The 24,816-nt window shown below is 67.5% G+C and carries 26 protein-coding genes; 7 read left to right on the forward strand and 19 right to left on the reverse strand.

What is annotated here, in order from left to right:
* Nucleotides 1-17: 17 nt before the first annotated feature.
* Nucleotides 18-3,287 (reverse strand): PAS domain-containing protein, encoded by a 3,270-nt coding sequence (locus VHP37_03190; protein ID HEX2825325.1) that lies wholly within the window; start codon nt 3,285-3,287, stop codon nt 18-20.
* Nucleotides 3,288-3,433: 146 nt separating this feature from the next.
* Here VHP37_03190 and VHP37_03195 point away from each other — a divergent pair, with 146 nt between their 5' ends.
* The gene (locus tag VHP37_03195; protein HEX2825326.1) at nt 3,434-5,386 is read left to right on the forward strand and encodes an AsmA family protein; all 1,953 of its coding nucleotides are present in this window, start codon (nt 3,434-3,436) and stop codon (nt 5,384-5,386) included.
* A 211-nt stretch (nt 5,387-5,597) separates the two neighbouring features.
* Here the strand turns inward: VHP37_03195 and VHP37_03200 are convergent, their stop codons facing one another.
* Genes VHP37_03200 through VHP37_03215 form a run of 4 tightly spaced genes read right to left on the reverse strand, consistent with a single transcriptional unit; the run spans nt 5,598 to nt 7,066 of the window.
* Nucleotides 5,598-6,008 (reverse strand): hypothetical protein, encoded by a 411-nt coding sequence (locus tag VHP37_03200; GenBank protein ID HEX2825327.1) that lies wholly within the window; start codon nt 6,006-6,008, stop codon nt 5,598-5,600.
* Between the two features lie 10 nt (nt 6,009-6,018).
* Nucleotides 6,019-6,447: a hypothetical protein gene (locus VHP37_03205; GenBank protein HEX2825328.1), complete on the reverse strand. Its 429-nt coding sequence runs from the start codon at nt 6,445-6,447 to the stop codon at nt 6,019-6,021.
* Entirely contained in the window at nt 6,447-6,740 is a 294-nt protein-coding gene (locus VHP37_03210; GenBank protein ID HEX2825329.1) for a hypothetical protein, read from the reverse strand. The genes VHP37_03205 and VHP37_03210 overlap by 1 nt, the downstream gene beginning before the upstream one ends.
* A gap of 35 nt (nt 6,741-6,775) precedes the next feature.
* A complete protein-coding gene (locus tag VHP37_03215; GenBank protein HEX2825330.1) occupies nt 6,776-7,066 on the reverse strand; it encodes a hypothetical protein in 291 nt (96 codons plus the stop codon).
* Between the two features lie 174 nt (nt 7,067-7,240).
* Between VHP37_03215 and VHP37_03220 the strand changes: the two genes are divergently transcribed.
* Nucleotides 7,241-7,846: a hemerythrin domain-containing protein gene (locus tag VHP37_03220; protein ID HEX2825331.1), complete on the forward strand. Its 606-nt coding sequence runs from the start codon at nt 7,241-7,243 to the stop codon at nt 7,844-7,846.
* Nucleotides 7,847-8,002: 156 nt separating this feature from the next.
* On the opposite strand, the gene VHP37_03225 is transcribed toward VHP37_03220, so the two are convergent.
* The 5 genes from VHP37_03225 to VHP37_03245 all read right to left on the reverse strand — a co-directional run bounded on the left by VHP37_03225 (nt 8,003) and on the right by VHP37_03245 (nt 13,024).
* Nucleotides 8,003-9,397 carry a sigma-54 dependent transcriptional regulator gene (locus VHP37_03225; GenBank protein HEX2825332.1) on the reverse strand — a complete coding sequence of 465 codons (1,395 nt, stop codon included), beginning with the start codon at nt 9,395-9,397 and terminating at the stop codon, nt 8,003-8,005.
* 168 nt (nt 9,398-9,565) lie between these two features.
* The gene (locus VHP37_03230; GenBank protein ID HEX2825333.1) at nt 9,566-10,483 is read right to left on the reverse strand and encodes a Ku protein; all 918 of its coding nucleotides are present in this window, start codon (nt 10,481-10,483) and stop codon (nt 9,566-9,568) included.
* A gap of 41 nt (nt 10,484-10,524) precedes the next feature.
* The gene (locus VHP37_03235) at nt 10,525-11,262 is read right to left on the reverse strand and encodes a hypothetical protein (protein ID HEX2825334.1); all 738 of its coding nucleotides are present in this window, start codon (nt 11,260-11,262) and stop codon (nt 10,525-10,527) included.
* Nucleotides 11,263-11,280: 18 nt separating this feature from the next.
* On the reverse strand, nt 11,281-12,417 hold the full coding sequence (locus VHP37_03240; GenBank protein HEX2825335.1) for a DNA topoisomerase IB: 1,137 nt from the start codon (nt 12,415-12,417) through the stop codon (nt 11,281-11,283).
* Nucleotides 12,398-13,024, reverse strand: coding sequence for a DUF4142 domain-containing protein (locus VHP37_03245; GenBank protein ID HEX2825336.1), 627 nt, complete (start codon nt 13,022-13,024; stop codon nt 12,398-12,400). The genes VHP37_03240 and VHP37_03245 overlap by 20 nt, the downstream gene beginning before the upstream one ends.
* A 129-nt stretch (nt 13,025-13,153) precedes the next feature.
* Between VHP37_03245 and VHP37_03250 the strand changes: the two genes are divergently transcribed.
* Both VHP37_03250 and VHP37_03255 read left to right on the forward strand, forming a co-directional pair.
* Nucleotides 13,154-13,489, forward strand: a complete 336-nt coding sequence (locus tag VHP37_03250; protein HEX2825337.1) for a hypothetical protein — start codon at nt 13,154-13,156, stop codon at nt 13,487-13,489.
* Nucleotides 13,489-13,938 carry a PRC-barrel domain-containing protein gene (locus tag VHP37_03255; protein HEX2825338.1) on the forward strand — a complete coding sequence of 150 codons (450 nt, stop codon included), beginning with the start codon at nt 13,489-13,491 and terminating at the stop codon, nt 13,936-13,938. The genes VHP37_03250 and VHP37_03255 overlap by 1 nt, the downstream gene beginning before the upstream one ends.
* A 53-nt stretch (nt 13,939-13,991) precedes the next feature.
* On the opposite strand, the gene VHP37_03260 is transcribed toward VHP37_03255, so the two are convergent.
* From VHP37_03260 to VHP37_03275, 4 genes are all read right to left on the reverse strand, one after another.
* Entirely contained in the window at nt 13,992-15,440 is a 1,449-nt protein-coding gene (locus VHP37_03260; protein ID HEX2825339.1) for an RNA polymerase factor sigma-54, read from the reverse strand.
* A gap of 339 nt (nt 15,441-15,779) precedes the next feature.
* Nucleotides 15,780-16,118, reverse strand: a complete 339-nt coding sequence (locus VHP37_03265; protein ID HEX2825340.1) for a hypothetical protein — start codon at nt 16,116-16,118, stop codon at nt 15,780-15,782.
* Nucleotides 16,119-16,153: 35 nt separating this feature from the next.
* Complete coding sequence (locus VHP37_03270; GenBank protein HEX2825341.1) at nt 16,154-16,420, reverse strand: hypothetical protein; 267 nt, start codon at nt 16,418-16,420, stop codon at nt 16,154-16,156.
* Between the two features lie 55 nt (nt 16,421-16,475).
* On the reverse strand, nt 16,476-17,627 hold the full coding sequence (locus VHP37_03275) for an AI-2E family transporter (GenBank protein HEX2825342.1): 1,152 nt from the start codon (nt 17,625-17,627) through the stop codon (nt 16,476-16,478).
* A gap of 116 nt (nt 17,628-17,743) precedes the next feature.
* Here VHP37_03275 and VHP37_03280 point away from each other — a divergent pair, with 116 nt between their 5' ends.
* Together VHP37_03280 and VHP37_03285 are read left to right on the forward strand one after the other, a co-directional pair.
* On the forward strand, nt 17,744-18,544 hold the full coding sequence (locus VHP37_03280; GenBank protein ID HEX2825343.1) for a M48 family metallopeptidase: 801 nt from the start codon (nt 17,744-17,746) through the stop codon (nt 18,542-18,544).
* A 31-nt stretch (nt 18,545-18,575) separates the two neighbouring features.
* Nucleotides 18,576-19,199: a UdgX family uracil-DNA binding protein gene (locus VHP37_03285; GenBank protein ID HEX2825344.1), complete on the forward strand. Its 624-nt coding sequence runs from the start codon at nt 18,576-18,578 to the stop codon at nt 19,197-19,199.
* A gap of 12 nt (nt 19,200-19,211) precedes the next feature.
* Here the strand turns inward: VHP37_03285 and VHP37_03290 are convergent, their stop codons facing one another.
* The 4 genes from VHP37_03290 to VHP37_03305 form a co-directional block, all read right to left on the reverse strand.
* Nucleotides 19,212-19,799, reverse strand: coding sequence for a ferritin-like domain-containing protein (locus VHP37_03290; GenBank protein ID HEX2825345.1), 588 nt, complete (start codon nt 19,797-19,799; stop codon nt 19,212-19,214).
* 75 nt (nt 19,800-19,874) lie between these two features.
* Entirely contained in the window at nt 19,875-20,009 is a 135-nt protein-coding gene (locus VHP37_03295; protein HEX2825346.1) for an entericidin A/B family lipoprotein, read from the reverse strand.
* A 394-nt stretch (nt 20,010-20,403) separates the two neighbouring features.
* On the reverse strand, nt 20,404-22,209 hold the full coding sequence (gene ftsH, locus VHP37_03300) for an ATP-dependent zinc metalloprotease FtsH (GenBank protein ID HEX2825347.1): 1,806 nt from the start codon (nt 22,207-22,209) through the stop codon (nt 20,404-20,406).
* A gap of 130 nt (nt 22,210-22,339) precedes the next feature.
* On the reverse strand, nt 22,340-23,284 hold the full coding sequence (locus tag VHP37_03305; protein HEX2825348.1) for an Hsp20 family protein: 945 nt from the start codon (nt 23,282-23,284) through the stop codon (nt 22,340-22,342).
* Between the two features lie 146 nt (nt 23,285-23,430).
* Here VHP37_03305 and galE point away from each other — a divergent pair, with 146 nt between their 5' ends.
* Nucleotides 23,431-24,429 carry a UDP-glucose 4-epimerase GalE gene (galE, locus tag VHP37_03310; GenBank protein ID HEX2825349.1) on the forward strand — a complete coding sequence of 333 codons (999 nt, stop codon included), beginning with the start codon at nt 23,431-23,433 and terminating at the stop codon, nt 24,427-24,429.
* A gap of 28 nt (nt 24,430-24,457) precedes the next feature.
* Here galE and VHP37_03315 read toward each other — a convergent pair whose 3' ends face one another.
* Nucleotides 24,458-24,748, reverse strand: a complete 291-nt coding sequence (locus tag VHP37_03315) for a hypothetical protein (protein HEX2825350.1) — start codon at nt 24,746-24,748, stop codon at nt 24,458-24,460.
* Nucleotides 24,749-24,816: the final 68 nt, after the last annotated feature.

The raw sequence follows: 24,816 nt of genomic DNA on the forward strand, positions 1-24,816 counted from the left end.
GACGCAATCGACGTGCCCTAAATCGCCGCGCGCTCGGCGCGCAGCGCGGCGCGGATGCTCGACACGAGCTTCGCCGCATCGATCGGCTTGCTGACGTGGTCGCTGAAGCCCTGCTCGATCACGCGCGCGCGGCTCACTTCGGTGAACGCGGTGACGGCGATCGCAGGCAGCGACTCGGCGCGCGCGATCTTCTTGCGTGCCTCCAGCGCCCGCACGCGCGCGAGCACCGTGAAGCCGTCCTCGTCCGGCATCGCGAGGTCGAGCAACAGGAGGTCGGGCGGATCGTCCGGCACGTGGTTGTCGAGCAGCGCGATGAGCTCGCCGCCGGTCGCGACGCTCTTCACGTCGGCTCCCGCCTGGCGCAGGGTCAGGCTGATGACGTCGCGCGCGTCCGGGTCGTCGTCGAGCGTGAAGATCGTCAGGCCCGACAGGCCGCCGCCGGACGCGTCGCGCTCGCCTGCCGGCGCGCTCACCGCCACCGCTTCCTTCGGCAGCGGAAGCTCCACCGTGAACGTCGCGCCCTTGCCCGCGCCCTCGCTGTCCGCGCGGACTTTTCCGCCGTGCAGCTCGGTGAGGTGACGCACCAGCGCGAGCCCTATGCCCAGGCCGCCGTGGCGGCGTGTCGTCGACGTATCCGCCTGCGAGAAGCGGTCGAAGACGCGCGGCAGGAACTCCGCCTCGATCCCGGCCCCGGTATCGGCGACCGACAGGAGCAAAGCGCCGTCCGCCGCCTTGAGCGCGACGCGCACCGCCCCGCCTTCGGGCGTGAACTTCACCGCGTTCGACAACAGGTTCACGACGATCTGGTGCAGGCGCGCGGCGTCGCCTTCGATGTTGAGCGCCGGCCGCCCGGCGTCGAGCGTGACGTCGATGCGCTTCGCCGCCGACGACGGCTTCACCACTTCCATCGCCCCCTGAACCACCTCGACCAGGTTCACCGGCCGCCGCTCGATGTTGAGCTTGCCGCTCATGATGCGCGAAGTATCGAGCAGATCGTCGATCAGCCGCGCCTGGTGGTCGACGTTGCGCTTGATCGCCTGCGTCGCGCGCTCGATGAGCGAGGCGTCGGGCGCCTTCGCGCTGCCGAGCAGGAAACCCCAGCCGCGCAGCGCGTTGAGCGGCGAGCGCAGCTCGTGCGAGACGATCGCGAGAAACTCGTCCTTCGCGCGGTTCGCGCGCTCGGCCTCGAGGCGCAGCCGCTGCTCGGTCGAGACGAGCGCTTCGCGCTGGATCTCGGCCATCTTGCGGTCGGTGATGTCGACGGTGACGCCGAGCCGCAGCCGGTTCTCCGCGCCGGGCTCGAACGCGCGCTCGCGCGCGTGCATCCACCGCCATTCGCCGTCGCTCGCGCGCAGCCGGAATTCGACCTCGCGCATCGCCTGGTCTTCGTACTGCCCGCGCCGCAGTTTGTCGATCACCGCCGCGAGATCGTCGGGGTGGATGAGCCGCTCGAGGCCCGCGCGGTCGTGCGCCATCAGGTCGGCCGCGGTGTAGCCCAGCGCCTGCAATCCCATGCCGGTCGCGTACACGATGCGGTGCTGCAGATGGTCGAAGAGATACAGCACGATCGGCGCGGTCTCGACGAGGCCCTGCGTGAAGCGCTGCGCTTCGCGCAGCTCGTTCTCCATGCGCTTGCGTCCCGAGATGTCGGTCGCCACGCCGATGACGCCGGTGACCCCGCCGCGCACGTCGTGCAGCGGCGACTTGGTCGTGAGATAGGTGCGCACGCCGTCGGGCGTCTGCATCGACTCCTCGACGCGCTCGGTGCGCCCCGACGCCATCACGCGCCGGTCGTTCTCCATGGTGCGCGCCGCCAGCGCGGCATCGTCCATGAACTCGGCGTCGGTGCGGCCGACGATGCTGTCCTCGGGCTTGCCGATCGCCTCGACCTGCGCCGGATTCGCCATGACGACGCGCCCGGCGCTGTCCTTGACGATGATGAGATCGGGGGTGGACTCGGTGACGCCGCGCAGGAGCGTGAGGCTTTCCTGCAGCGCCACGTTCGCGCGCTCGAGCGCGGCGGTGCGCTCGGCGACGCGGCGGTCGAGCTCGGTGTAAGCGAGGCGCAGCGCCTGCTCGTTCTGCCGGCGCAGGCTCACGTCGCGCACCAGCATCACGCCGCCGATCAGCGCCGGCTCGCTGCTGTTGATCGGTGCGACGCTCACTTCGACGTAGCGCTCCGGCGCCGAGCCGACGAGCTTGAGCTCGCGCGCGGTGTCCGGCTCGGCGCCGCGCAGCACCGCGAGCAGCGGGTGCTCGATCGATCCTGCGTCGGACTGGAGCGGAAACGCTTCGACGATCGACCGCCCGACGAGGTCCGCGGAGCGCTTGCGTGCGAGCGCCTCGGCGGCGGGATTGACCAGGCGCACCACCCCGACCGGATCGGTGGCGATGAACGCCTCGCCGCAGCTCGCGATCGTCACGTGCAGCCATTCGCGCTGCGCCCGCGCCTGCCGCTCGGCTTCGGAACGCTTGGCGTCCACGCGGTCGAGCAGCCGCGCGCCCCACAGCACGAGCCCGCCCACGGCGAACATCGTGAGCACGGTCTGCAGCACCGAGCCGAAAGCCGGGTCGAGCACGCCGCCGCCTTCGCCCGCGACTTCGAGCCAGCCGATGACGAGCGTCAGCATGAGCACCGCGGGCAGCAGGCGCCGGGTCATCACGGCGCCCGCGCGGTGGCTCGTCAGCATGCCGAGCAGCCACGCGTCGGGCCGCACCACGCCGACCGCATAAGTGAGTAGCAGCAGCGCGGCCAGTGACGGCAGCGACACGTCGACCAGCGGCGGCAGCCCGAGCAGCAGCCTGAAGCTGATGCCGATCAGCGCGACGAAGAGCAGCGTCGCGCTGGCCGCGGCGAGCAGGCGCGCGGCGGTGAGCTGCCGCTGGCCGGGGCTCGACAGCAGCGCCGCGCCGGCGGCGATGAGCAGCAGCGCGCTGCCCGGATACACGTCGAGGTTGCCGCCGGGCAGCCCCGACTCCGGCAGCCACATCGTCACCAGGACGCCGACCGCGAGCAACGCGAGGAGCGCGCGCCCGACCTGTCGCCGCGGTGACAGCGCGAGCCCGAACGCGATCGCGACGCCGATGGCGAAGACCGCCGTGAGCGGACGCACCACCGGCCAGCCCGGGACGAACGTCGCGAGCGCTTCGTAACCGAACGCGCGTCCGAACAGCGCGAGCGCTGCGACGATGCCCGCGGCGGCGATCGACAGCCGTCCGGAGCGCGAGAGCGCGACGGCAAGCTTGCGATGGCGGACGATGGACTCGGAGGCGGGATCGGTGCTCAAGGAATTCTGATCGGCGGCGCGGGGGTGTCCCGGCGTCAAAACTGTAGCACGCGCAAAAGACACCAGCCAGCCGCGGGGCACGCCGGTTGCACCGCCTCGGGGTCCGCCTATCCTGCGCCTTCCGCGCTTTCATGCCGATGAATCGATTGACGATATCCAAGCCGCTCGCGACCGCGCTCGCCGTCGCCGCGGTGCTGCTGGCGATCCCGTTCGGCATCATCCTGTGGATCGAATCCGAAGCCGGTCAGCGCTGGATCGAGCGCAAGGCCTACGATTCGACCGGGCGCGTGGTGAAGATCGGCGATATCGACATCAGGATCGGCTGGCATCCCGGCGCGCGCGTCACCGGCCTGCAGATCACCAATCCGGACTGGGCGAAGACCTCGCACCTCGTCGACACGCAGCTCATCGACGGGCGGGTACGCCTGCTCCCGCTGCTGAGGGGGCTGGTGGTCGTCGACGATCTCACGCTCACGCAGGCGAAAGTGGGTCTCGAGCGCGAGAAGGACCGCAATACCTGGACGTTCAAGCAGCGCGAGAAGAAGCAAGACGAAGGACCGCAGCGGCTGTTCGTGCAGCGCGTGAATATCGACCGCGGCTTCGTCGTCTACCGCGACACCACGATCGACACCAGCGTCGAGATGGACGTCGCGGGCAACGTCGCGCAAGGGGGCGGTACGATCGACGTCGTCGCGCGCGGCACGTATCGCGGCAACAAGCTGCACGCGGTGGCCAACTTCCCGGGCCTTTTGCCGACTCCCGACACCGCGGTCGACATGTCGATGGCGATCGCGATCGGCTCGGTCACCGCCGCGGCCGCGGGGACGGTGCGCGCGGCGGACGTCGACGGCATCGACCTCGATCTCGACGTCTCGGGCGCGAGCCTAGGCGACATCAAGAAGCTCGTGCCGGTGAACCTGCCGGATACGCCGCCGTACCGCCTGCAGGGCCGCTTCCGCAATCCCGCGGGCGCGTTCATCTTCGATCCGTTCGAAGGCCGCGTCGGCGACAGCGATCTTTCCGGAGCCGCGCGCTACGAGAAAGCCGACGCGACGCGCAAGGTGCCGCTGCTGCGCGCGAAGCTCGTCTCGACGCTGCTCGACTTCGACGACCTCGGCCCCGTGGCCGGCGCGCCCCCGAAGACCGGCGCGGGCGAAACGGCTGCGCCGAAACAGAAAGCGCAGGCGGCCTCGATCGACACCACCGGCAAGGTGCTGCCGCAGAAGCGCTACGAAGTCGAAGACTTTCCGCTGATGGATGCCGACGTCAACTTCGAAGGCAAGAAGATCGTCGACGCCGCGCACGTGCCGATCGAAGACCTGTCGGTGCACTGGACCATGAAGGACGGCGTGCTGCGCTTCGAGCCGATGAAGTTCAGGCTCGCGCACGGGCTCGTCACCGCCAATCTCTCGCTCGATTCGAACAAGAAGCCGGTGGCGGGCAAAGCGAACATCGAGCTCGCGGGCTTGCGGCTGCGCGAGCTCTTTCCGCCCACCGAGAAGATGAAGCAGCCGCTCGGGGACATCTTCGCGCGCGTCGACATCGCCGGCCGCGGCACCTCGGCGGCGGAGCTGATGGGCAGCGCCGACGGGCGCCTCGCGATGCTCATCAACGGCGGCTACATCAGCAACCTGCTCATGGAAGCGGCGGGGCTCGACGTCGCCGAGGCGCTGCGCATCCTCGCGACCAAGGACGTCGACGTGAAGCTGCGCTGCGCCGTCGTCGACCTCGATCTCAAACAGGGCAACGCGAAGCCGCAGGCGTTCGTCATCGACACGACCGACACCGTCATCACTGCCGACGGCACCGTCGATTTCAAGAACGAGCTCGTCGACCTCAAGACCAAGCCGGTGCCGAAGGATCCGAGCATCTTCGTGCTGCGCACCCCGGTGAACATCGTCGGTCCGTTCAAGAAGCCGAAGGTCCGGCCCGAGATCGGACCCATCGCCCTGCGCGCCGGCGCCGCGATCGCGCTGGGTGCGCTCAACCCGCTGCTCTCGTTCCTCCCCTTCATCGAGACCGGCCCCGGCAAGGACACCGATTGCGGGAAGCTCATGGCGGAGGTGAAGCGCGCGGGGGTTAAGGAGGTGAAGAAGTGACGGGTGAGGCGGTGACCGATGATGCGGTGACGGGTGGGGCGGTGACGGGTGAAGCGGTGACGGGTGGGGCGATGACGGGTGAAGCGGTGACGAAGAACGGGGACGTGTAGCGGCGAGGAAAACCGGTGGTGGATGAATCGCCGGTGCTGACCGAAGGGTTCCCTCCCCGTCAGGGGGAGGGACAGGGTGGGGGTGGGTTTAACTCAACACGCTACCGCATCGTTGCAGGCCTTGCCGGCGCGGCACGGACCGGCGCGGCCGGCTTCGGCGAATCCTTCTTCGAGCCGAAATACCGCGACGCGGCCCACTTCGCGATGGTGCCGACGCCGAACTTCGGCTGCATGAGGCCGATGGCGGTGCCGGCGACGCCGGTGAGCATGCCCAGCACGCCGACCTTCTTCGCCGTTTCCGGCTCGGGCCTGGCCTGCCCCCGGCCGAACATGAGCTTGCCCATGGCGTAGCCGATTCCGGTCAGCGCGAGCAAAGTCTTCGGCGATGCGACGGTGTTCTTCAGACTGTTGGTGCAGCCGTTGATCGCTTCGTCGAGCGCGATGCGCTCGGCGGCGATGCGGGCCTCGATCTGGCCGATCTCGGCGTCGAGCTCGTGCAGCGACATCTTCATCGTTTCTCCCCTAAGGCTCGACCTGGTTGCCCGGCGGCTCGGCCTTGATCTGCCGAAGCAGCGCCGAGAACGGCTTCTGGTCGAACACGTTCTTCACTTTCAGCCCGACGATACCCGCGCCGACGAGATTGAGCCCGGCGGCGATGAGCAGCACCGCCGGCCACGACAGTCCCTGGCCGAACAGCCACACGGCGAGCGCGACCACGCCGGCGAGCCACGCGGTGACGACGAGCACGGTGATCAGTATGCCCGCTCCGATCAGCCATGCGAACTGCATTGCGGCGCGGCGCGCGTCGAGCACGCCGAGCAGCGCGTAGTTGGTCGCGAGCTTTTTCAGCGACGCGAACGTGCGCTCGATCGGCTCGAGGAACGAAGTCTCCTGCGTCTCGGGCGGCGGCGAGCCGCGCAGGGCCGGGTCCCGATAGGCCGTAGAGTCCATCAGCGCCGGGACGTGAGCTTCGACAGGAGCAGCCCGACCGCGATCGCGATGCCGATCGCCGCGATGGGATGTTGGCGCACGTATCCGCGCGCGGACTCGAACGCGCGGCTCTGCATGAGGTCCTCACCGCGCTCGGACAGGCGCGAGGCGGCCTGCTGGGCGTAGCCGCTGACGCGCCCCATCGTCTCGTGGGCGGTCTCGGACAGCCGTGCGAGCCCCGCGCTCGCCTGTTCGGCGAGCTTCTCGGCCGTGCTCGCGCCGGGGGACGAGCCTTGCATTCCGGTGTTCTGCATTGCGTTCTCCTTGAGTGGTGGCGGGGTCTTCGCGGCTAACGCTTGCGCGTCGGTACGTCGTTGGGGATGCCGCGGCGTTCGGTGTCGACCCGGCCGCTTTCGATGTCCTCACCCGCCTGCGAGATCTGCCGCTCCGAAGGCGGCAGTTTCTCGTCGAGCCGGTTTCCCGTCGAGCGCGCGGACTCGTCGCGCTCGTGCGGCATTTTCTCGTTTCGGCGCTGCGGCGCCACCTTCGGATCCGGTTGCCCCTGAAGCTGCTCGAAGCTGCGCGTGTCGCTGCGGCCGGCCGCCGGATGTTTGGCAGAATCTTTCTCGCGAGTTGACATGGCTGTGCTCCGACCGTTAGTAAGCACGCAACGTGCCGCGTGGAGGGCGCTTTGCGCGGCGCTTGGAGAACGCCGTAGCAGGAGCGTAAGCTTTTCGGTGTATATCTGCACGCGGCGCGCGCAATGCGGGGTACAGGCATTGCACCCGCGGCATGCACGCAAAAGAGGACGATCATGGCCAAAGGACAGACGGGCGAGACCCGCGACGCTATCGCTTTCCTGCTCGACGACCACCGGCGCGTCGAAAAGCTCTTCGCCGACTTCGACGACGTCGACCGCGACGACGCGGACGCGGTCCAGGAGCTCGTGGAGATCGCTTGCATGGAGCTGCAGATCCATTCCATCCTGGAGGAAGAGATCTTCTATCCCGCCGTGCGCTCGCAGCTCGCGGACGACGATCGGGAGCGGCACGACCTGCTCAACGAAGCCGAAGTCGAGCACGAGACCGTCGACGACATGGTCGCCAAGCTGCAGGAGCTCGAGCCCGACGACGCGATGTACGCCGCGTACTTCCGGGTGCTCAGCGAATACGTGAAGCACCACGTCAAGGACGAAGAGACCGAGCTCTTTCCCTTCGTCAAAGGCCTCGATCTCGATCTGGCGCAGCTCGGCGAGGACATGCGCACGAGGCGCGAAGAGCTCTTCGCCGAGATGGAAGCGGACGAAGGCGAGCTCGACGAAGGTGAAACCGCCGAGCTCGACGAAGACTCGTTCGAGTCGGAGGAAGAAGACATCGAGGATGCGCAGGAGCAGGTGGATGTGAGCCGCACACGGCATTAGTCGTGTGCGGCTCACGTGCGATAAACGAACGGGGGAAACCAAAGGTTTCCCCCGTATGCCCCCATCCTTCTGACCCGACGTCACGCGTACAAGACAACGGGTGAGCGGTTTCCCGTTCACCCGTTCACGCGTTCACCCGTTCACCCGTTCACGCAGTCAGAGTTTTTCCGCCTCGAACTCCTCGTCGTCTCTCTCCGGAGGCAGCGGCGTGCCGTCCTTCTCCGCCTTGTACTGCGCGAGGCGGTTGTAGAGGGTCTTGAGAGAGATGCCGAGCATCTCGGCGGCCTTGCGGCGGACGTTGCCGCACTCGGCGAGCGTGGCTTCGATGAGGCGGCGGTTCACCTCTTCGAGCGTGCTGCCGACACGTACCGTGATGAGCGGGGTGTGCGCGGGCTCCGAGAACATGCGCGGCGCGAGGTCGACGTCGACCACACCGTCGGCCAGGATGTAGACGCGCTGCACGTAGTTCTTGAGCTCGCGGACGTTGCCCGGCCACGAGTGCGAGTACAGCGCGGCGATCGCCGCCGGCGAGAACGTCTTCTTGGTGTTCTCTTCGGTGTTGAACTTCTCGAGGAAGTGGCGCGCGAGGATCTCGATGTCGGTGCCGCGGTCGCGCAGCGGCGGGAGCTCGATCGGGAACACGTTCAGCCGGTGATACAGGTCCTCGCGCAGCTTCCCGTCGGCGACCGCTTTCGCGGGACTGCGGTTGGTCGCCGCGATGACGCGCACGTCGGTCGCGATCGGCGTGTTGGTGCCCACGCGCATGAACGTGCCGGTCTCGAGCACGCGCAGCAGCTTGACCTGCAGCTCCATGGGCATCTCGGTGATCTCGTCGAGGAACAGCGTGCCGCCGTGCGCGCGCTCGAAGAAGCCTTTGTGCTGGCGATCGGCGCCGGTGAACGAGCCTTTTTCGTGACCGAAGAGCTCGCTCTCGATCAGGTTCGGCGACACCGCGCCGCAGTTCAGCGGCAGGAAAGGCCGCTTCTTGCGCCGCGAAAGATCATGAACGGTCTGCGCCGCGAGCTCCTTGCCGGTGCCGCTCTCGCCCACCAGCAGCACGGTTGCCGACGTCGGCGCCACGCGGTTCAACTGGTCGTAGAGCTTCTGCATCACCGGTGCGCTGCCGATCATGTGGCCGAAACGGCCCAGGCCGCGCAGCTCCTGACGCAGGTCGCCGATCTCGGCCCGCAGCTCGTGGGTGCCCGGGACGCGTTGCAGGATCGATTTCAGCCGGTCGATGTCGACCGGCTTCACGAGGTAATCGGTCGCGCCGGAGCGCAGGGCGCCGACGGCGCTCTCCACGGTGGCGTGGCCGGTGATCATGACGACCTCGGTCGCCTCGCGCTGCTCGAGGTCGTCGACGAGCTCGACGCCGTTACCGTCGGGCAGCTGCAGATCGGTGAGAAGAACATCGGGCCGCATCTGCGTGAGCTGGATGCGGGCAGTGCGCAGCGAAGTCGCCTTGGCGACCGTGAAACCCTCGCCCTTGACGAACTCGGATAGCCATTCAAGCTGTTCGGGATCGTCGTCTACGAGCAGGACGTGTGGCATCGAACCTCCTTAAGGACGTGTGTGCAGCGCCCCCATTTTTTGCGATGTGAAAAAGGGCGACCGCAGGAGCCGAAATTGTTACTCGCGTTGGGTAAATCTTACCTGCTTTGGGCCGTTTTAAAGCCTCCCAACGCGTTGCGGGCTTGTTAACGCAATTACCGCGCCAGTTCAGGCGCGCTTTTTGGTGGCCGTTTTCTTGGCCAGGCGGGAGGCGGATTTGCGCGCGGCTGCGCGCTTGGCGGGTTGCTTGGCTTCGTCGTTCGCGGCTTCGTCTTCCGCGGAGGCGCCCTTGCCTTTCTTGTCGAGGCTCTTGCGGAGCAGCGATACGAGGTCGATGACTTCGGCGCCGCGGCGCGGCTCGGCGGTCTCGCCCGACGGCGGCGTGAGCGTGTGAGTCTCGCCGGAAGAGATCTTCTTCTCGATCTGCTTCATGAGGTCGGCGGTGTAGGTGTCCTTGTACTGCTCGGGCTTCCACTTCTCGGTCATGTCGTCGACCAGCCGCTCGGCCATCGCGATCTCCTTGTCGGAGACGCCGGACGAGCCTTCTTCCGGCAGGTCGAGCTCGGACGCGGGACGGATCTCGTTGGCGAAGCGCAGCGTGTTCATGAGCAGCATGTTCTCGAGCGGAATGAGCGCCGCGAGGTGCTGCTTGGAGCGGATGACGACGTTGGCGATGCCGATGCGCCCGGTCTTCCTCAGCACTTCGCGCAGGAGCTTGTAGCCCTTCTCGCCGCGCTTGCCGGGCTCGAGGTAGTACGGCGTGTCGTAGTAGTACGGCGCGACCGAGGCGGCGTCGACGAATCCGACGATGTCCACCGTCTGGGTCGCCTCGACGTTCGCCTGCTTGAAGTCCTCGTCGGTGACGACGACGTACTCGCCCTTCTCGTACTCGTAGCCCTTGACGATGTTCTCCATCGTGATCTCCTCGCCGGTGCGCTTGTTGTAGCGCTTGTAGCCGACCGGGGAGAAGTCGCGCTTGTCGATCATGTCGAACGACAGCCGCTCGCTGCGCGAAGCCGGATAGAGCGAAACCGGAATCGTGACGAGACCGAAGGAGATGGCGCCTTTCCAGAGCGTACGCGGCATGATTGTGAGGCGGACCCGAAATGACGGACGGATATCCTAGCTCAAACCTGGCGCGACAGGTTGTGCGCCGGAGGCTCGGTCACCGTGACGGTATCGCGATGCTCCACCCGGCGGTTGATCCGGCGGGCGCCGCGCGTGCCCATGGCGCCGCCGATCATCGACAGCACGAGCGAGAGCAGCACGGTGGCCGACAGCCAGCCGGTCGCGGTGCCGACCGTGGTCGCGGCGTCCTCGACCGTCGAGCGCGGGGCGGTAGTCGCAGCCGCCGGCGTGGACAGGCGCTCGGTGATCGCGCGCGCCTGACCGGCGTCGATGCCCATCGACTCGAGCGTGCGCTGCATCTGGTCGCGGTCGCCGAGCTGCGGCGCGGCCGCGGACGTCTCCTGCGGCGCCGGTGCGAGCAGGCCGAACATGCCCGCGGTCAGGGTGCCGAGCGCGGTGGTCGCCAGCGCGGCATACAGGACGGTCGTCGCACCCCACGATACCGCGCCGTGCAGCACGCCGTCGCCGGTGCGCCGCAGGCCCGAGAGCCGCGCGGCGACGAATCCGCCGACGACCGCCGCGACGAGCATGCTGATGGTCTGCCACGCGGCGGCGCCCATCGTGATCGCGCGCGGACTGTCGGTGCCGGTGTCGACCACCGACACGCCGACGGCGACGCCGGCGAGCGTGAGCAGCAGCATCACCGAGATTCCGACTGCGAGTGAAGCGAAGATCGCGGGCCACGAAACCGGCGAGAGCCTGGCGCGGTCCGGTGCGGGAGTGATTTCGACGGCCATGTTGAACCTCTTCTGCGGCTAGTGTTTGTTGCGCGCGGAACGCTTCGTTCGCGCCTTGCGCAACGACTTGCGCAGTGGGCCTTCGAGGCTCTTTCCGTGCGGCGTGTGCGCGAGAAGCTGCAACAGCCGTACCCGTTCGTTCACCGTTCCGCGCAGCACCGCCCCGCGCAGCTCCCCCGCGAGATAGGCGTCGATGACGACCGGATTGACGTAGCACTTGCGGCACATCGCAGGCGTATTGCCGAGCGTATCGGCGATCGACTGCAACACCTCTTTCATCTTCGCCTGCGCTTCCTTCTGATGCGCGAACGCGTGGCCGGCGAGCGCGGCGAGCGCCTCGGCGGTGGCGTGCCACGTGCGGAAGTCTTTCGCGGTGAATGCGTCGCCCGTGATCTCCTTCAGGTACTCGTTGACGTCGGTGGACCCGACGTCGCGCACGCTGCCGTCGTCGTCGACGTAGCCGAACAGCTCCTGCCCCGGCAGCTCGAGGCAGCCGCGCAGCACCTTCGCCGCGCGCGGATCCTCGAGCTCGATCTCGTGCACGATGCCGTGCTTGCCGCGAAACCTGAACTGCACGCGGCGTCCGTTCACTTTCACGTGGCGGTTGCGCAGCGTGGTGAGGCCGTACGAATCGTTCGTTCGCGCGTACTCGTCGTTGCCGACGCGGATCAGCGTGTGCTCGAGCAGACGCACGATGGTCGCGAGGACTTTCTCGCGCGGCATACCGGCGAGCTTGAGGTCGCGCGCGACGCGCCGGTGAATCTTCGGCAGCGCCCTTCCGAACGTGTTCATGCGCTCGAACTTGTGCGCGTCTCGCACCTGGCGCCATTTGGGGTGATAGCGATACTGCTTGCGTCCCCTGGCGTCGATGCCGGTCGCCTGCACGTGGCCGCGCTCGTCGCGGCATATCCATACGTCGCGGTATGCCGGTGGGATGGCAAGCCTGCGGATGCGCGCGAGCGTCGCTTCATCGCTCACGCGTTTGCCGCGCGCGTCGACGTAGGTGTAGCCCTTGCCTGCGCGCTTTCTCCTGATGCCCGGTTCGCTGTCGCTCGAATAGCGCAGGTCGTCGCACGCGCGAAGCGTCTCGGCGGTGCTCTTCGGTATGACCGGCGGCGGCGCGCCGCGCGACGTTTCAGCGGCCGGCGAGCGCATTCACGAGCTTCTGGGCGGCGGTCAGGTGCTCGCGCAGCGCGGTCAGCGTCCGCTCGGCGTAGCGCTTGAGGTCACGGTCGTTGCCGTCGTTCAGCTGGCGCTCGAACAGCGCAATCGCCTCCTTGTGCGCGTCCACCCCGAAGCGACGGAGGAACGCTTCGCCGATCTCCTGCGCCCGCACGCCCGAAAGCTTGGTGACCATGTCCAGATGACGGCCGGTCGCCGCGGGCGGCAGGTTGAGCCCTTTCGCCGCGGCGATCTTGCGCAGCTCGTCGACGCTGCGGCCGTGCTCCTTGGCGATGCGTTCGGCGTAGCCGCGGATCTCGGGCGCCGGCGTCGCTTTGAGCACCAGCCGCGCCGCCTCGACTTCGGCGAGCCCGCTCGACGCGGCGAACAGCGCGAACGCTTCGTCGGCCGGCTGCATCGATGCGCCGGACACCGCGGCGGGCGACACGACAAGGTCCGTCGTCTGCGCCACCGCTTCGGATACGAATGCGAACGTCTTCGGCTTTTGCGGCCGCGTGTCGCACGCGGTCGCCAGCGCGAGTGCGCATAGCGCGATGACCGCCGCGCTCACGCGCCTGCGCAAAGCATTGCGATCGTCCATGAGGGTCCTCGAAGAATCTCCGCGCGATTGCACGGGATGCGGCCGCTTCCTGCATCGTGCGTGCCCGTCACGGGCATAGGCATTGCACCAACGCGGCCGAAAGGCCCCGACTCACGAGAGGGAAACATCATGAGAAACCTCGTTCGTTACGCACTCATGGCGATCGCGCTCGCCGCGGTTGCGCCGGCCGTGGCGCAGGATGCGAAGAAGGCGCCTGCGGCGTCGGGAGCGGCCGCGCGCCCGGCCGATTCCACCGCCAACAAGCCCAGCGAGTCCGGCGCACAGACCAGCACGCCGCCGGGCGCGGTCACCGGCGCAGGCCAGCCGCAGGGCGGCGGTCAACCGGCGCAAGCACAAGGCGCCGACAGCGCGAAAGCGAAGAGCGGCACCGGCGCCAAGACCAAGAAATCGGCGAAGAAGAAAAAGACGCGCAAGCACCGCACGGCGAAGCGCACCGCCCGCTGATGTCAGCCGCAGCGCACCGCGCGAATCCCTACACCGCGAGCGGCCTCGCCGGCAGCTCGCGTGGCTGCGCGCCTGCGGCCGATCGGGAGCCCGGCGGCCCCGGGCCCGAGGTCATGGCGGCGAGCTCGCTCGAAGGCGAGACGGTCATGAACCTCGCCGGCGACACGCTCGGCGAGATCGAAGAGCTCATGCTCGACGTGAAGACCGGCCGCATCGCCTACGCGATACTCGCGGTCGGCGGCTTCCTCGGCATCGGCGAGAAGTACTTCGCCGTACCGTGGCGCGCTCTCACGCTCGATCCCGAGCGCAAGTGCTTCGTGCTCGACGTCGACAAGGATCGGCTGGAGAACGCGCCCGGCTTCGACCGCGATCACTGGCCCGCGATGGCCGACGAAAGCTGGGCGACGGCGGTGCACGAGTACTACCGGACTCAGCCATACTGGAAGTAACCCGCCAACAAAAAACGGCGCCCTGGGGCGCCGTTTTTATTGGTGACGAAGCATCAAGCCTGCGCGCGCATCGTCTGCGATCTGCCGAGCGTGCGGCGGACCTCGACGCTCGGGACGCGCATCAGCGTGCGGTACTTGGTGATCGTCCTGCGCGCGACGCGCAGACCCTGCTCGGAGAGCAGCGTCGCGAGCTTGGCGTCGGACAGCGGACGCGCGGGGTCTTCGGTCGTGATCAGCTCCTTCAGCAGCGCGCGCACCGCGGTCGCCGAGCAGGCGCCGCCCGCCTCGGTCGCAAGCTGACGCGAGAAGAAGTGCTTGAACTCGTACACGCCGCGCGGGGTGGCCATGTACTTGTTGTTCGTCACGCGGCACACCGTCGACTCGTGCAGATTGAGCTGCGCGGCGATGTGCTTGAGCGCGAGCGGCTTCATCGCCACCTCCCCGTACTCGAGGAAGGCGCGCTGTTTCTGCACGATCGCTTCGGCGACGCGCTGGATGGTGACGAGGCGCTGCTCCATGCTGCGCAGCAGCCAGCGCGCTTCCTGGAGCTGCTTCGACAGGAACGAGTGGCCCGCGCCCGACACCGCGTCGGCGTACGAGCGGTTGATGCGCAGCCGCGGCACGACCGCGGGATTGAGGTTGCACACCCACTTGCCGCGGACCTTGGTGACGATCACGTCCGGGATGACGAAGCGCGCGTCGCCGCGTCCGAAGCGATGGCCCGGCTTCGGATCGAGGGAGCGGATCAGCGCGATCGCCTGGTGCATCGTCTTCTCGTCGCAATTCAACTGCTGCTGGAGCTTGCCCAGCTCGTGGGCGGCGAGCACCGGCAGATGGTTCTGCACGATCCTGCATGCGCATTCCCACGCCGGGCCGCGCTCGTCGCGCGCGTTGAGCTGCAGCGTCAGGCATTCCTGGAGATCGCGCGCCCCGACGCCGGCGGGCTCGAGAGTCTGTACGAGCTTGAGCGAGGCGCGAAGCTCGTCGGGCTCGACGCCGCCGTCCGCGGTGAGCAGCGCCGCCAGCTCTTCCAGGGAGACTTTCAGATAACCATCGTCGTCGAGCGCATCGACGATGAGGTGCGCCAGCGCGCGGTCGCGCTCGCCCATCGGGGAGAGCATCAACTGGTTGCGAAGATGGGCCTGGAGCGAAGGCTCGGGCTCGCTCCAGTCGGTGCGGTCGTTTTCCATGTCGCCCGAGCCGCCGGAGCCGAACGACGGGCTCTCGTAGCTGTAGCGCTCTTCGCCCTCGTTGTCGGGTGCGGCGGACTCAGGCGCGGCCGTCGTCGGGGTGGCCGGCTCCGAGAGCGTCGATGACGAAGCCGATGTGGCGGCATGCTGCGGCTTCTCGGCCTGTTCCTCGAGGAACGGGTTGTTCACCAGCGCTTCACCCATCTCCTGAGCGAATTCGAGCGCTGACAACTGCAGGAGGCGAAGCGCCTGCTGGAGCTGCGGGGTTAACGCGAGGTGCTGTCTGAGCCTGAGATCGAGGGCCGGGGCCATTTGTGTTGCCTCCTACTTGTTGTCTCCACCCCAAACAGGGTGCATTCGTTCACTGCGCACCCCTGTTGCAAGGCCTATGCCAGTTTCGTTAGCCCCTGAATAGGCACGAGAAATGCTGCGGTCTACCCGCTTTTTCGCGGAATTTGGTGCCTCAGGCGGTAATTCTTCCCTGCCTCGAAGGTCGGCCCGCCTTAAAGGAAGGGGGGTCTCGGAGGGAAACCTTGGTTTCCCTCTGAGGCGTTCACCGGGCGCGACCTGGCGCAGCCAGGTCTCGGAGGGAAACCTTGGTTTCCCTCCGAGGCGGACCTGCGCGCAGCGAAGTAGCGCCGCCTGCGGACGCTACTTCGCAGGTGTTGAGTGAGCCTCGGCCGATTGGTTCTTACCGCCGCCCGCGCCGGCGGTGCCCGGCTTTTCGACCGCTTTGTGCGACACGTTGGTCGCCTCGGTCCTGCCCGCGGCCGCGGATGCGCCCGCCCCGCCCTTGGTCTTCTTGTAGTACTCGACCACGCGGTTCTGCGCTTTCTCCAGCGCCGCTTTTTCCTGCTCTACCTTCGCTGCATCCACCTGTTTCTTCTGCGCCGCGGCTTCCTGCTGCTCGGGCGTGGGTGGGGGAAGCTTGGCGAGCGCGACGCCGGCGAGCGCCGACATCGCAAGGGCGGTAATGTGCGTGATGCGCATGGGTTCTTTCCTTTCGTGAGAAATCCGGGTTTGGGTTAGGGACGCTCCTTGAACGCGCCGACGGGATCGTCGGCGAGGCTGTCGCTTTCGTGCGGCCCGGCGCTGCCGCGCTCGATATCGGCCGTGCCTTCGCCGGTGCGCGGCACGCCGCCGCGGCGGGATGGCCGGTTCTCCGTGTCCTGGCCCTGGGAAGAGCCGATGCCGGTCGGGGTGTCCTGATCGCGGGGCTTCGAGCCTTCGGGCTTGCCCGAAAGATTGGTGGTGCTCTGCTGGCTGTTCTGCTGCTGTTTCGCGTCGGACATGTCTGTCTCCGCAATGGGTTATGCGCGCGCCGGTGCAACCGGCATGCCTCAGGCCTCAGGTGTCGGCAGCGGTCTCCGACGCCTTGCCGCTCACGAACTCGCCGACCGCGCGCAGCGAATCGATGTGATCGCAGAAGATCTTGAGCGTCATCAGGATCGGCACCGCCATGAGCGCGCCGACGACGCCCCACAGCCATCCCCACAGCATCATCGACACGAAGACCATGACCGGATTGAGCGTGAGGCTCTTGCCGGTGAGGTACGGCGTGATGAACTGCCCCTCGATCGTCTCCAGCGAGAAATAGAGCAGCGGCACGAGCAGGATGTCGTGCAGGTCGGAGAAGGTCACGAACGCGACGATGGTGAGCACGATGCCGCTCACCGCGGCACCGACGTACGGCACGAAGTTGAACAACGCCACCATCACCCCCCACAACAGCGGGTTCGGCATGCCGAGCAGATGCATCAGGATCGCGGTCGCGCAGCCCAGGCCGATATTGATGCAGGTGATCGTGAAGAGGTACTGCGCCATCGCGGTCTGTATGGTGCGTGCGACGTTCACCGCTTTCTTCTTGTCGGTGAGCGTCGGCAACACGCGCACCAGCTTTCTCATGAAGAGATCGCCCGACGCGAGCAGGAACAACAGCAGCACGAGCGTCGCGCCGGCGGAGATCAGCATCGTCTGGGTGCCGGTCATGATGCGGCTCATGAGATTGGGCTCGCTGGACACCGACACCACCTGGGACTGACGCGGCGCCGGCGCCGCGCCGACGGTGGTGAGCGCCTCGACCTTCTGCGCGGCGCGGCTCACCTCCTCCATCGACTTCCGGACGTTCCAGAGCTTGCGCTCGATCTGCTCGGTGATCCGGGGCATCTTGGCGATCCAGTCGCTCGCCGGCTCGAAGAGCTGGTACAGCGCGGTGCCCAGCACCCCGGCGAGCGATAGCACGACGATCGCCGCGCCGACGGGCTCGGGTATGGCGATGCGCTTCAGCGCGCGAACCGCGGGATAGAGGATGAGCGAGAGCAGGATCGCCAGCACGATCGGCAGCAGGAACGATCGCGCGAAGTAAAACGTATAGAACAGCGCGAGAATGAACAGTCCCTTGACCGCGACCGCGGGCGTGCCGGACAGCGTCGCGTCGACGTGCGCCTCGGCGGGCGGCTCGGGCTGGAGCAGGTGCTCCATGTGAGTGGGATCGTTCATCCTGAAACGCCGTCTGCAAGGCCCATGCCCCGGATGGGAACAGTGCTTGCCTTGCGAGCCGGTGTCAATGATGACCGACGCCTGCGTGCACTAATACGTCGATCGGAGAATCCGTCATGAGAATCCTCTTTGCCGTCGTCCTTACCGCGCTGCTCGCCGCGTGCGAAACCGTCCAGACGACTCAGCCGGGCACCGTCGGCGTCGACCGCAGCCAGCGCTTCATGGTGTCGAGCCAGGAAGTCGACCAGGCCGCCGCGCAGGAATACCAGAAGGTGCTCGCGGACGCGCGCACGAAAGGCGTCCTCGACCGTGACGCGCGCAACGTCCAGCGGGTGCGCAATGTCGCTTCGCGCCTGATCCCGCATACCGCCGCTTTCCGCTCGGATGCTCCGAAGTGGGCGTGGGAGACCCACGTCATCACCGACCCGCAGCTCAACGCGTGGGCGATGCCCGGCGGCAAGATGGTCGTCTATACCGGGCTCATCGATAAGCTCCAGCTCACCGACGACGAGCTCGCGGCGATCATGGGCCACGAGATCTCGCACTCGCTGCGCGAGCACGCGCGCGAGCGCATCTCGCAGGAGCAGGCGAGCGGGCTCCTCGTGGGGATCGGCAGCGCGCTGCTCGGCCTCGGCGAAGTCGGCCAGGGCCTCGCCAACGCCGTGGCGCAGGTCACGTTCACGCTGCCCCACTCGCGCGAGCAGGAGACCGAAGCCGACCGGCTGGGCGTCGAGCTCGCTGCGCGCGCGGGCTACGATCCGCACGCCGCGGTGAGCGTGTGGCAGAAGATGCTGCAGGCGGGCAACAGCGGCGGGCCGCAGTTCCTGTCGACGCACCCCTCGCCCGCGACGCGCCTGCAGGATCTCAAGGTCTACGCCGATCGCGTGATGCCGCTCTACCAGCAGGCCCGGCGCTAGGCGCGCGGTTCGGATACGGAGACGGGGACTCGTGGCGGCGAGCACGGTGACCGTTGCGGCCCCGCCGCACACGCACTCGCTCACCAGGCTGAAGAGCGCGGCCGCCGGGTGCCGCGCATGCCCCTTGTGGCGCACCGGCACGCAGACGGTGTTCGGCGAAGGCGGCTCTCACGCGCCGCTGCTGGTCGTCGGCGAGCAGCCCGGCGATCGCGAGGACATCGAAGGCCATCCGTTCGTCGGTCCCGCCGGCAGGCTCCTCGACCGCGCGCTGGAGGCGACCGGCGTGCCGCGCGAGGACGTGTACATCACCAACGCGGTCAAGCACTTCAAGTGGGAGCCGCGCGGCAAGCGGCGGCTGCACAAGACGCCGGCCCAGCGCGAGATCGAAGCGTGCCTGCCGTGGCTCGAGGCCGAGGTCGCGGCGGTCGAGCCGAAAGTCGTGCTCTGCATGGGCGCGACCGCGGCGCGCGCGGTCATGGGGGGCAAGGTGCGGGTGACCGAGACGCGCGGTCACCCGCTCAAGTCACCGCTCGGCAAGGACGTGGTGATCACCATCCACCCCGCGTACATCCTGAGGCTGCGCACCGGCGCCGAGGAAGCCTTCGCGCTGTTCGTGAACGACGTGCAGCAGGCGGCGAAGCTCGCGGGCTATTAACCCGCGCCCTCTTCAGTCCTTCAGCCCGTGCATGAGGCCGACGAGGTCGTCGGCGTGCTCTTCCTCGGTCGCGAGGATCGATTCCATCAGCCGGCGCGTCGTCGGGTCCTTGTCGCCGATGTACTGCGCGATCTCGCGATAGCTCTCGATCGCGATGCGCTCCGCCACGAGGTTTTCGCGAATCATGTCCTTCAATCCGCTGCCCTCGACGTACTGCGCGTGCGAGCGCTGCGCGAGGCCGTCGGGCGAGAAGTCGGGCGCACCGCCGAGCTGCACGATGCGCTGCGCGATCTGGTCGGCGTGCCCCTGCTCCTGCTGGGCGTGCTCGAGGAATTCGGCGGCGACCGCTTCGGCGTGTATGCCGTCGGCCATGAAGTAATGACGCTTGTAGCGCAGGTAGCAGATGATCTCGGTCGCGAGCGCTTCGTTGAGAAGCCTGATCACCTGCTCGCGGTCGGCGTTGTAGCTCGGCGTCACCGCGCCCGATTCGATGTCCTGGCGCGCGCGTTGACGGATCGTCGCCACGTCGGTGAGCTTGGCGCCCTGGCTCTGCCCCTGCGACGGCGAGCTGCCCTTCAGTGTGTCGGAAGTCTGCTGCATGATGCCTCTTCCCCGGATAGTCGATGGATGCGCGCACCGCGGCGAGCGCGCCGCAGTGCGTCGCCTGGGTGGACGTTACTTGGTGCGTTCCGCGGCGCCCTGGATCTTTTCGCCGCCGCGCTCGATGTCCTTGCCTGCGCCTTGCATCGTATTGCAGGCGGTCGCGAAGAACGCCAACAGGCAAGCCGCTATGAGTGCGCGAAACATGATGATCTCCTTTGAGTTCGGTTAGGGGAGCGGGTCCCACACCGGATTAGCAATGGGTATTCCCACCGCGCGTGCTTGCGGTATGCCCTTTGCAACGGGCTCCGCAACACCGTCCTCACAGGGGAATCACATGACGGTCACCTTGCTCGTCGTTCTCGTCGCGATCGTGCTCGCGCTGGCGCTCGTCGGCGTGCTGCCGGTGTATTCGTCCAGCCGCAGGTGGGGTATTCGCCCGGAGACATCGTCGCGATCGTCGTCGCGACCGCGGCGCTCGCCGCGCTGCTCTGAGCGCCCGCTAGCGGGCGCTTCGCTTCCGCGCCGGTAAACGCCTCGGAGGGAAACCAAGGTTTCCCTCCGAGACCTCCTTTCCTTCAGCTCGCTTCGCTCGCTCCACCACCTAGGCGGGACGGAATGCGATCAATTCGGCTTCGGTGAGGGTTTCTTTCTCGAGCAGCAGCTTGGCGGCCGCTTCGAGACGATCGCGGTTGGCGGTCAGCACGCCGACGGCGCGATCGAAAGCCTGCTCGACGATCTTGCGCACCGCGCAGTCGACCTCGCGTGCGGTCTCTTCGCTGTATTCGCGGTCCTGCCACGGCGCCTGCGGCACCCCGCCGAGGAAGCTCGCGCGGCTCTCCTCGAGCGAGACCGGCCCGAGCTCGGGCGACATACCGTAGCGCGTCACCATGCTGCGCGCGATATCGGTCACTTTCGCGAGGTCGTCGGCCGCACCGGTGGACGTGTGCTCGAACACCAGATGCTCCGCCGCGCGCCCGCCGAGCAGCACCGCCATCTTCGCTTCGAGCTCTACGCGGGTCATGAGGAAGCGTTCCTCGGTCGGCCGCTGAATCGTGTAGCCGAGCGCGCCCACGCCGCGCGGGATGATCGACACCTTGTGCACCGGGTCGCCGTGCAGGCTCATCGCGAGCAGCGCGTGACCCATCTCGTGATAGGCCACGATCTCACGCTCCTTCGGGTTGAGCAGCCGGTTCTTCTTTTCCAGCCCGGCGATCATGCGCTCGATCGCGGCGGTGAAATCGTCGAGCGCCACCGCTTCCGCCGATCGGCGCGTGGCGAGCACCGCCGCTTCGTTGACGAGGTTCGCGAGGTCGGCCCCCGAGAAACCCGGCGTGAGCGCGGCGACCTGCTCGAGATCAGCGTCGTTGGCGAGCTTCACGCGGCGGGCATGCACGCGCAGGATCTGGACGCGGCCCGCCTTGTCGGGCCGGTCGACGAGGACCTGCCGGTCGAAACGCCCCGCGCGCAACAGCGCGGGATCGAGGATTTCCGGGCGGTTGGTCGCGGCGAGCAGCACGAGCCCGGTCGCCGGATCGAAGCCGTCCATCTCGACCAGGAGCTGGTTGAGCGTCTGCTCCTTCTCGTCGTGTCCGCCGGCGGCATACGCACCGCGCGCGCGGCCGAGCGCGTCGAGCTCGTCGATGAAGATGATGGCCGGCGCCTTGGCCCGCGCCTGCTCGAAGAGGTCGCGCACGCGCGCGGCGCCCAGGCCCACGAACATCTCGACGAACTCCGAGCCGTTGATCGACAGAAAAGGCACGCCCGCTTCACCGGCGACCGCGCGCGCGAGCAGCGTCTTGCCGGTGCCCGGCGGCCCGACGAGCAGCACCCCCTTGGGCGCGCGTCCGCCGAGCCGGCTGTAGCGCTTCGGATCCTTGAGGAAGCCGACCACCTCCTCGAGCTCCGCCTTGGCTTCGTCGATGCCGGCGACGTCGGCGAAGCTCACCTTGGTGTCGGTCTCGACGTACACCTTCGCCTTGCTTTTTCCCAGCGACATGAAGCCGCCGCCGAGCCCCTGCCGCTCGGCCATCTTGCGGATGAAGAACATCCACAGTCCGAAGAAGATCAGCGCCGGCACGACCCACGACAGGAGATCGCGAAAGAACGTGTTCTCGACCACGCCGCGGAACTTCACGTCGTACTTCGAGAACTGCTCGGCGAGCCTGGGGTCGACGCGCGTGGTCACGATGCGCTTCTCGCCGTCGCGCAGCGGCTCTTTCAGCGTGCCCTGTATGAGCTGGTCCCGCACCGTGATCTCGGTGACCTGCCCTTTGTCGAGGAGCTGCAGGAACTCGCTGTACGCGACCGGCTCGACGTCGCGCGAGGTCACCCAGATGTCGCGCACCCAGATGACCGCGAGGAGCGCGAGCAGCAGGTACCAGAGGTTGATCTGGTGTTTACGTTCCACGGTCGAAGAATGAAGAAGTGACGGATGAAGCGGTGACGGGTGATGCGGTGACGGGTGGAATCCTAAGTCGTCACCGTTCCATCCGTCACCGCCGTATCCGTCACCGTTCTCTATCCGTCACTTTTTTGCGTCAGGAGGTGTGCTGCACCGGCACCTTCCGCGGCTCCCTGCGCACGCGCGGAATCCGCACTTCGAGCACGCCGTTGCGCAATATCGCGCGAGCGTTGTCCGCGTCGACGCCTTCGGGCAGCGGAATGCGCCGCGTGAACGAGCCGTAGTGCAGCTCGCTGCGCCGATGGCCGGGCTCGCTCGCGCGCTCGTCCTGGCGCTCGCCGCGAACGGTGAGATAACCCTCCTCGAGCTCGACCTGGAGATTCGATTCCTCGACGCCGGGCACGTCGACGCACACGCGCACCTGGTCGCCGTGCTCGCAGATTTCGACGTTGGGGTTCCACATGAAGCCGGGGACGATGTGCGGCAGCTTCGCGAGCGGCGTGCCCCGCCAGAGCTGGCCCCATACGCGATCGGCCTGCTGCGCGGCGCTGCGCATGATGGCGAACGGATACTCGGTGGGATGCGTGAACGCGTGACGCGCGGCGTCGCGCCATTCGGACGCGTAGCGGCGTGCGGTCTCGCCGAGATAGCTGTCGGCGCCGAAGCGCGCCTCGCCCCGATTGATGCGCACTTCGCGCGACTGGAGCACGCGCTTGAAAGCCTGCAGCATCTCGTGGACAACGCTGGGCGCGGGCGACGCGGCATCGCCCTGCGCGCAGTCCGCGTGCACGCCGACCGCGGTGCGCGCGGGCCCGATGGGCTCCGCGGTCACCGCGCCGCTCCACGCAGCGTCGGCGGTGCGCCACTCGACGCGGCGCAGCTCCGGGTGACGCGTGATGTGGATCTCGACCTCGCGCGGCGATGCGGGCGCGCCGGCGATCACGCGAAACGCATCGTCGGCGATGCGCACCACGCCGGTGACGCCGGGCAGCTTCTGCAGCACTTCGCCCGGCTGCGACAGCGCTTCGTACACGCTCAAAGCGGGTTGATCGACTTCGAACCTTTGCTGAACGGTGGGCATTTCAGCTCTTTCTTCAATGGGTTGAAGGTGCAGCGCTCGGAGCAAACCGCGTGCCCTTGGGGCATCCTGCGCCGCGCGCGCCGACGTTACAATCGGCGGCTTCGGACTTGCACGCCACGTCTTCGGCGATCACGACGGATTATTACATGCACATACTCGTTTGCGGCGGCGCGGGCTACATCGGCTCGCACATGGTGAAGCTCCTGCTCGCGCGCGGCCATCGCGTCACCGTCTTCGACAATCTGTCCACCGGACACCGCGACGCGGTGCTGGGCGGCGATTTCGAATTCGGCGATCTCGGCGACGCGGCCGCGATCGATCGCGTGCTCGGCGCCGCGTCGTTCGACGCGGTCATGCATTTCGCGGCGTTCATACGCGTCGACGAGTCGGTCGCGGAACCGGGCAAGTACTTCCGCAACAATTTCTCCAATGCGGTCAATCTGCTCGACGCCATGGCGAAGCACGGCGTGCGGCGCTTCATCTTCTCGTCGACCGCCGCGGTTTACGGCGAGCCGCGCTACGTGCCGATCGACGAGGCCCACCCGCGCGAGCCGATCAACCCGTACGGATTGTCCAAGCGCATGGTCGAGGACGCGTTGCCGTACTACGACGGCGCGTACGGCGTGAAATCGGTGCCGCTGCGTTACTTCAACGCCGCGGGCGCCGATCCCGAAGGCGAGCTCGGCCCGTTCAACGACCGCGTGACCAACCTCATCCCGGTCGTGGTGCGCGTCGCGGCCGGTCTGCAATCCGAGCTCAAGGTCTTCGGGACGGACTACCCGACGCCCGACGGCACCGCGGTGCGCGACTACATCCACGTGACCGACCTGTGCGAGGCGCACCTCGCCGCGCTCGAATATCTGATGGACGGCGGAGACACGCGCGCGTTCAATCTCGGCGTCGGCCGCGGTTTCACGGTGCAGCAGGTGATCGACGCGGCGCGGCGCGTGACGGGTCGCGATCTGGCAGTGGTCACCGAAGGCCGCAGGCCCGGCGACGCCTCGGAAGTCATCGCCAACCCCGCGCTCGCCAATCAGGTGTTCGGCTGGAAGGCGCGCTTCGTCGACATCGACGAGATCGTCGCGCACAACTGGGCGTGGCAGTTGAAGAAGATGGCCGCGCCACCAAACAAAAGCCCCGCCTGAGCGGGGCTCGGTCGCGAGCGGCGGGCGGTTACCAGAGCCTGCGGTACCACGGCGAGCTTTCGCGCTCGCCGCCCAGGAGCAGTCCGGCGACCAGACCGATGACCGCGCCGATGCTCGCGGCGTAGATGACCGCCTGGAACGGACGCTCCTGGATGTAACCTTCGGCGCCCTCGAGCATTTCGTTCGAGCGCTGCTGCACGCTGCTGTAGGCTGCCTGAAGCCGGCCGCGCGAAGCCTCCATAGCGTTCTGTATGGAGCCTCCGGGGTTGCCGATCGCCGTGCCGCCGGTCGTCATGGTGTCTTGGGTTTCGCCTTGCATACGTGCCTCCTTGCGTAGTTGAAAGCTTTGCGAGCTGTTGGGAGCGGGTTTCGCGAAGGGACATAGCA

This window comes from Burkholderiales bacterium (genome assembly GCA_036262035.1).
GTDB lineage: Bacteria > Pseudomonadota > Gammaproteobacteria > Burkholderiales > SG8-41 > JAQGMV01.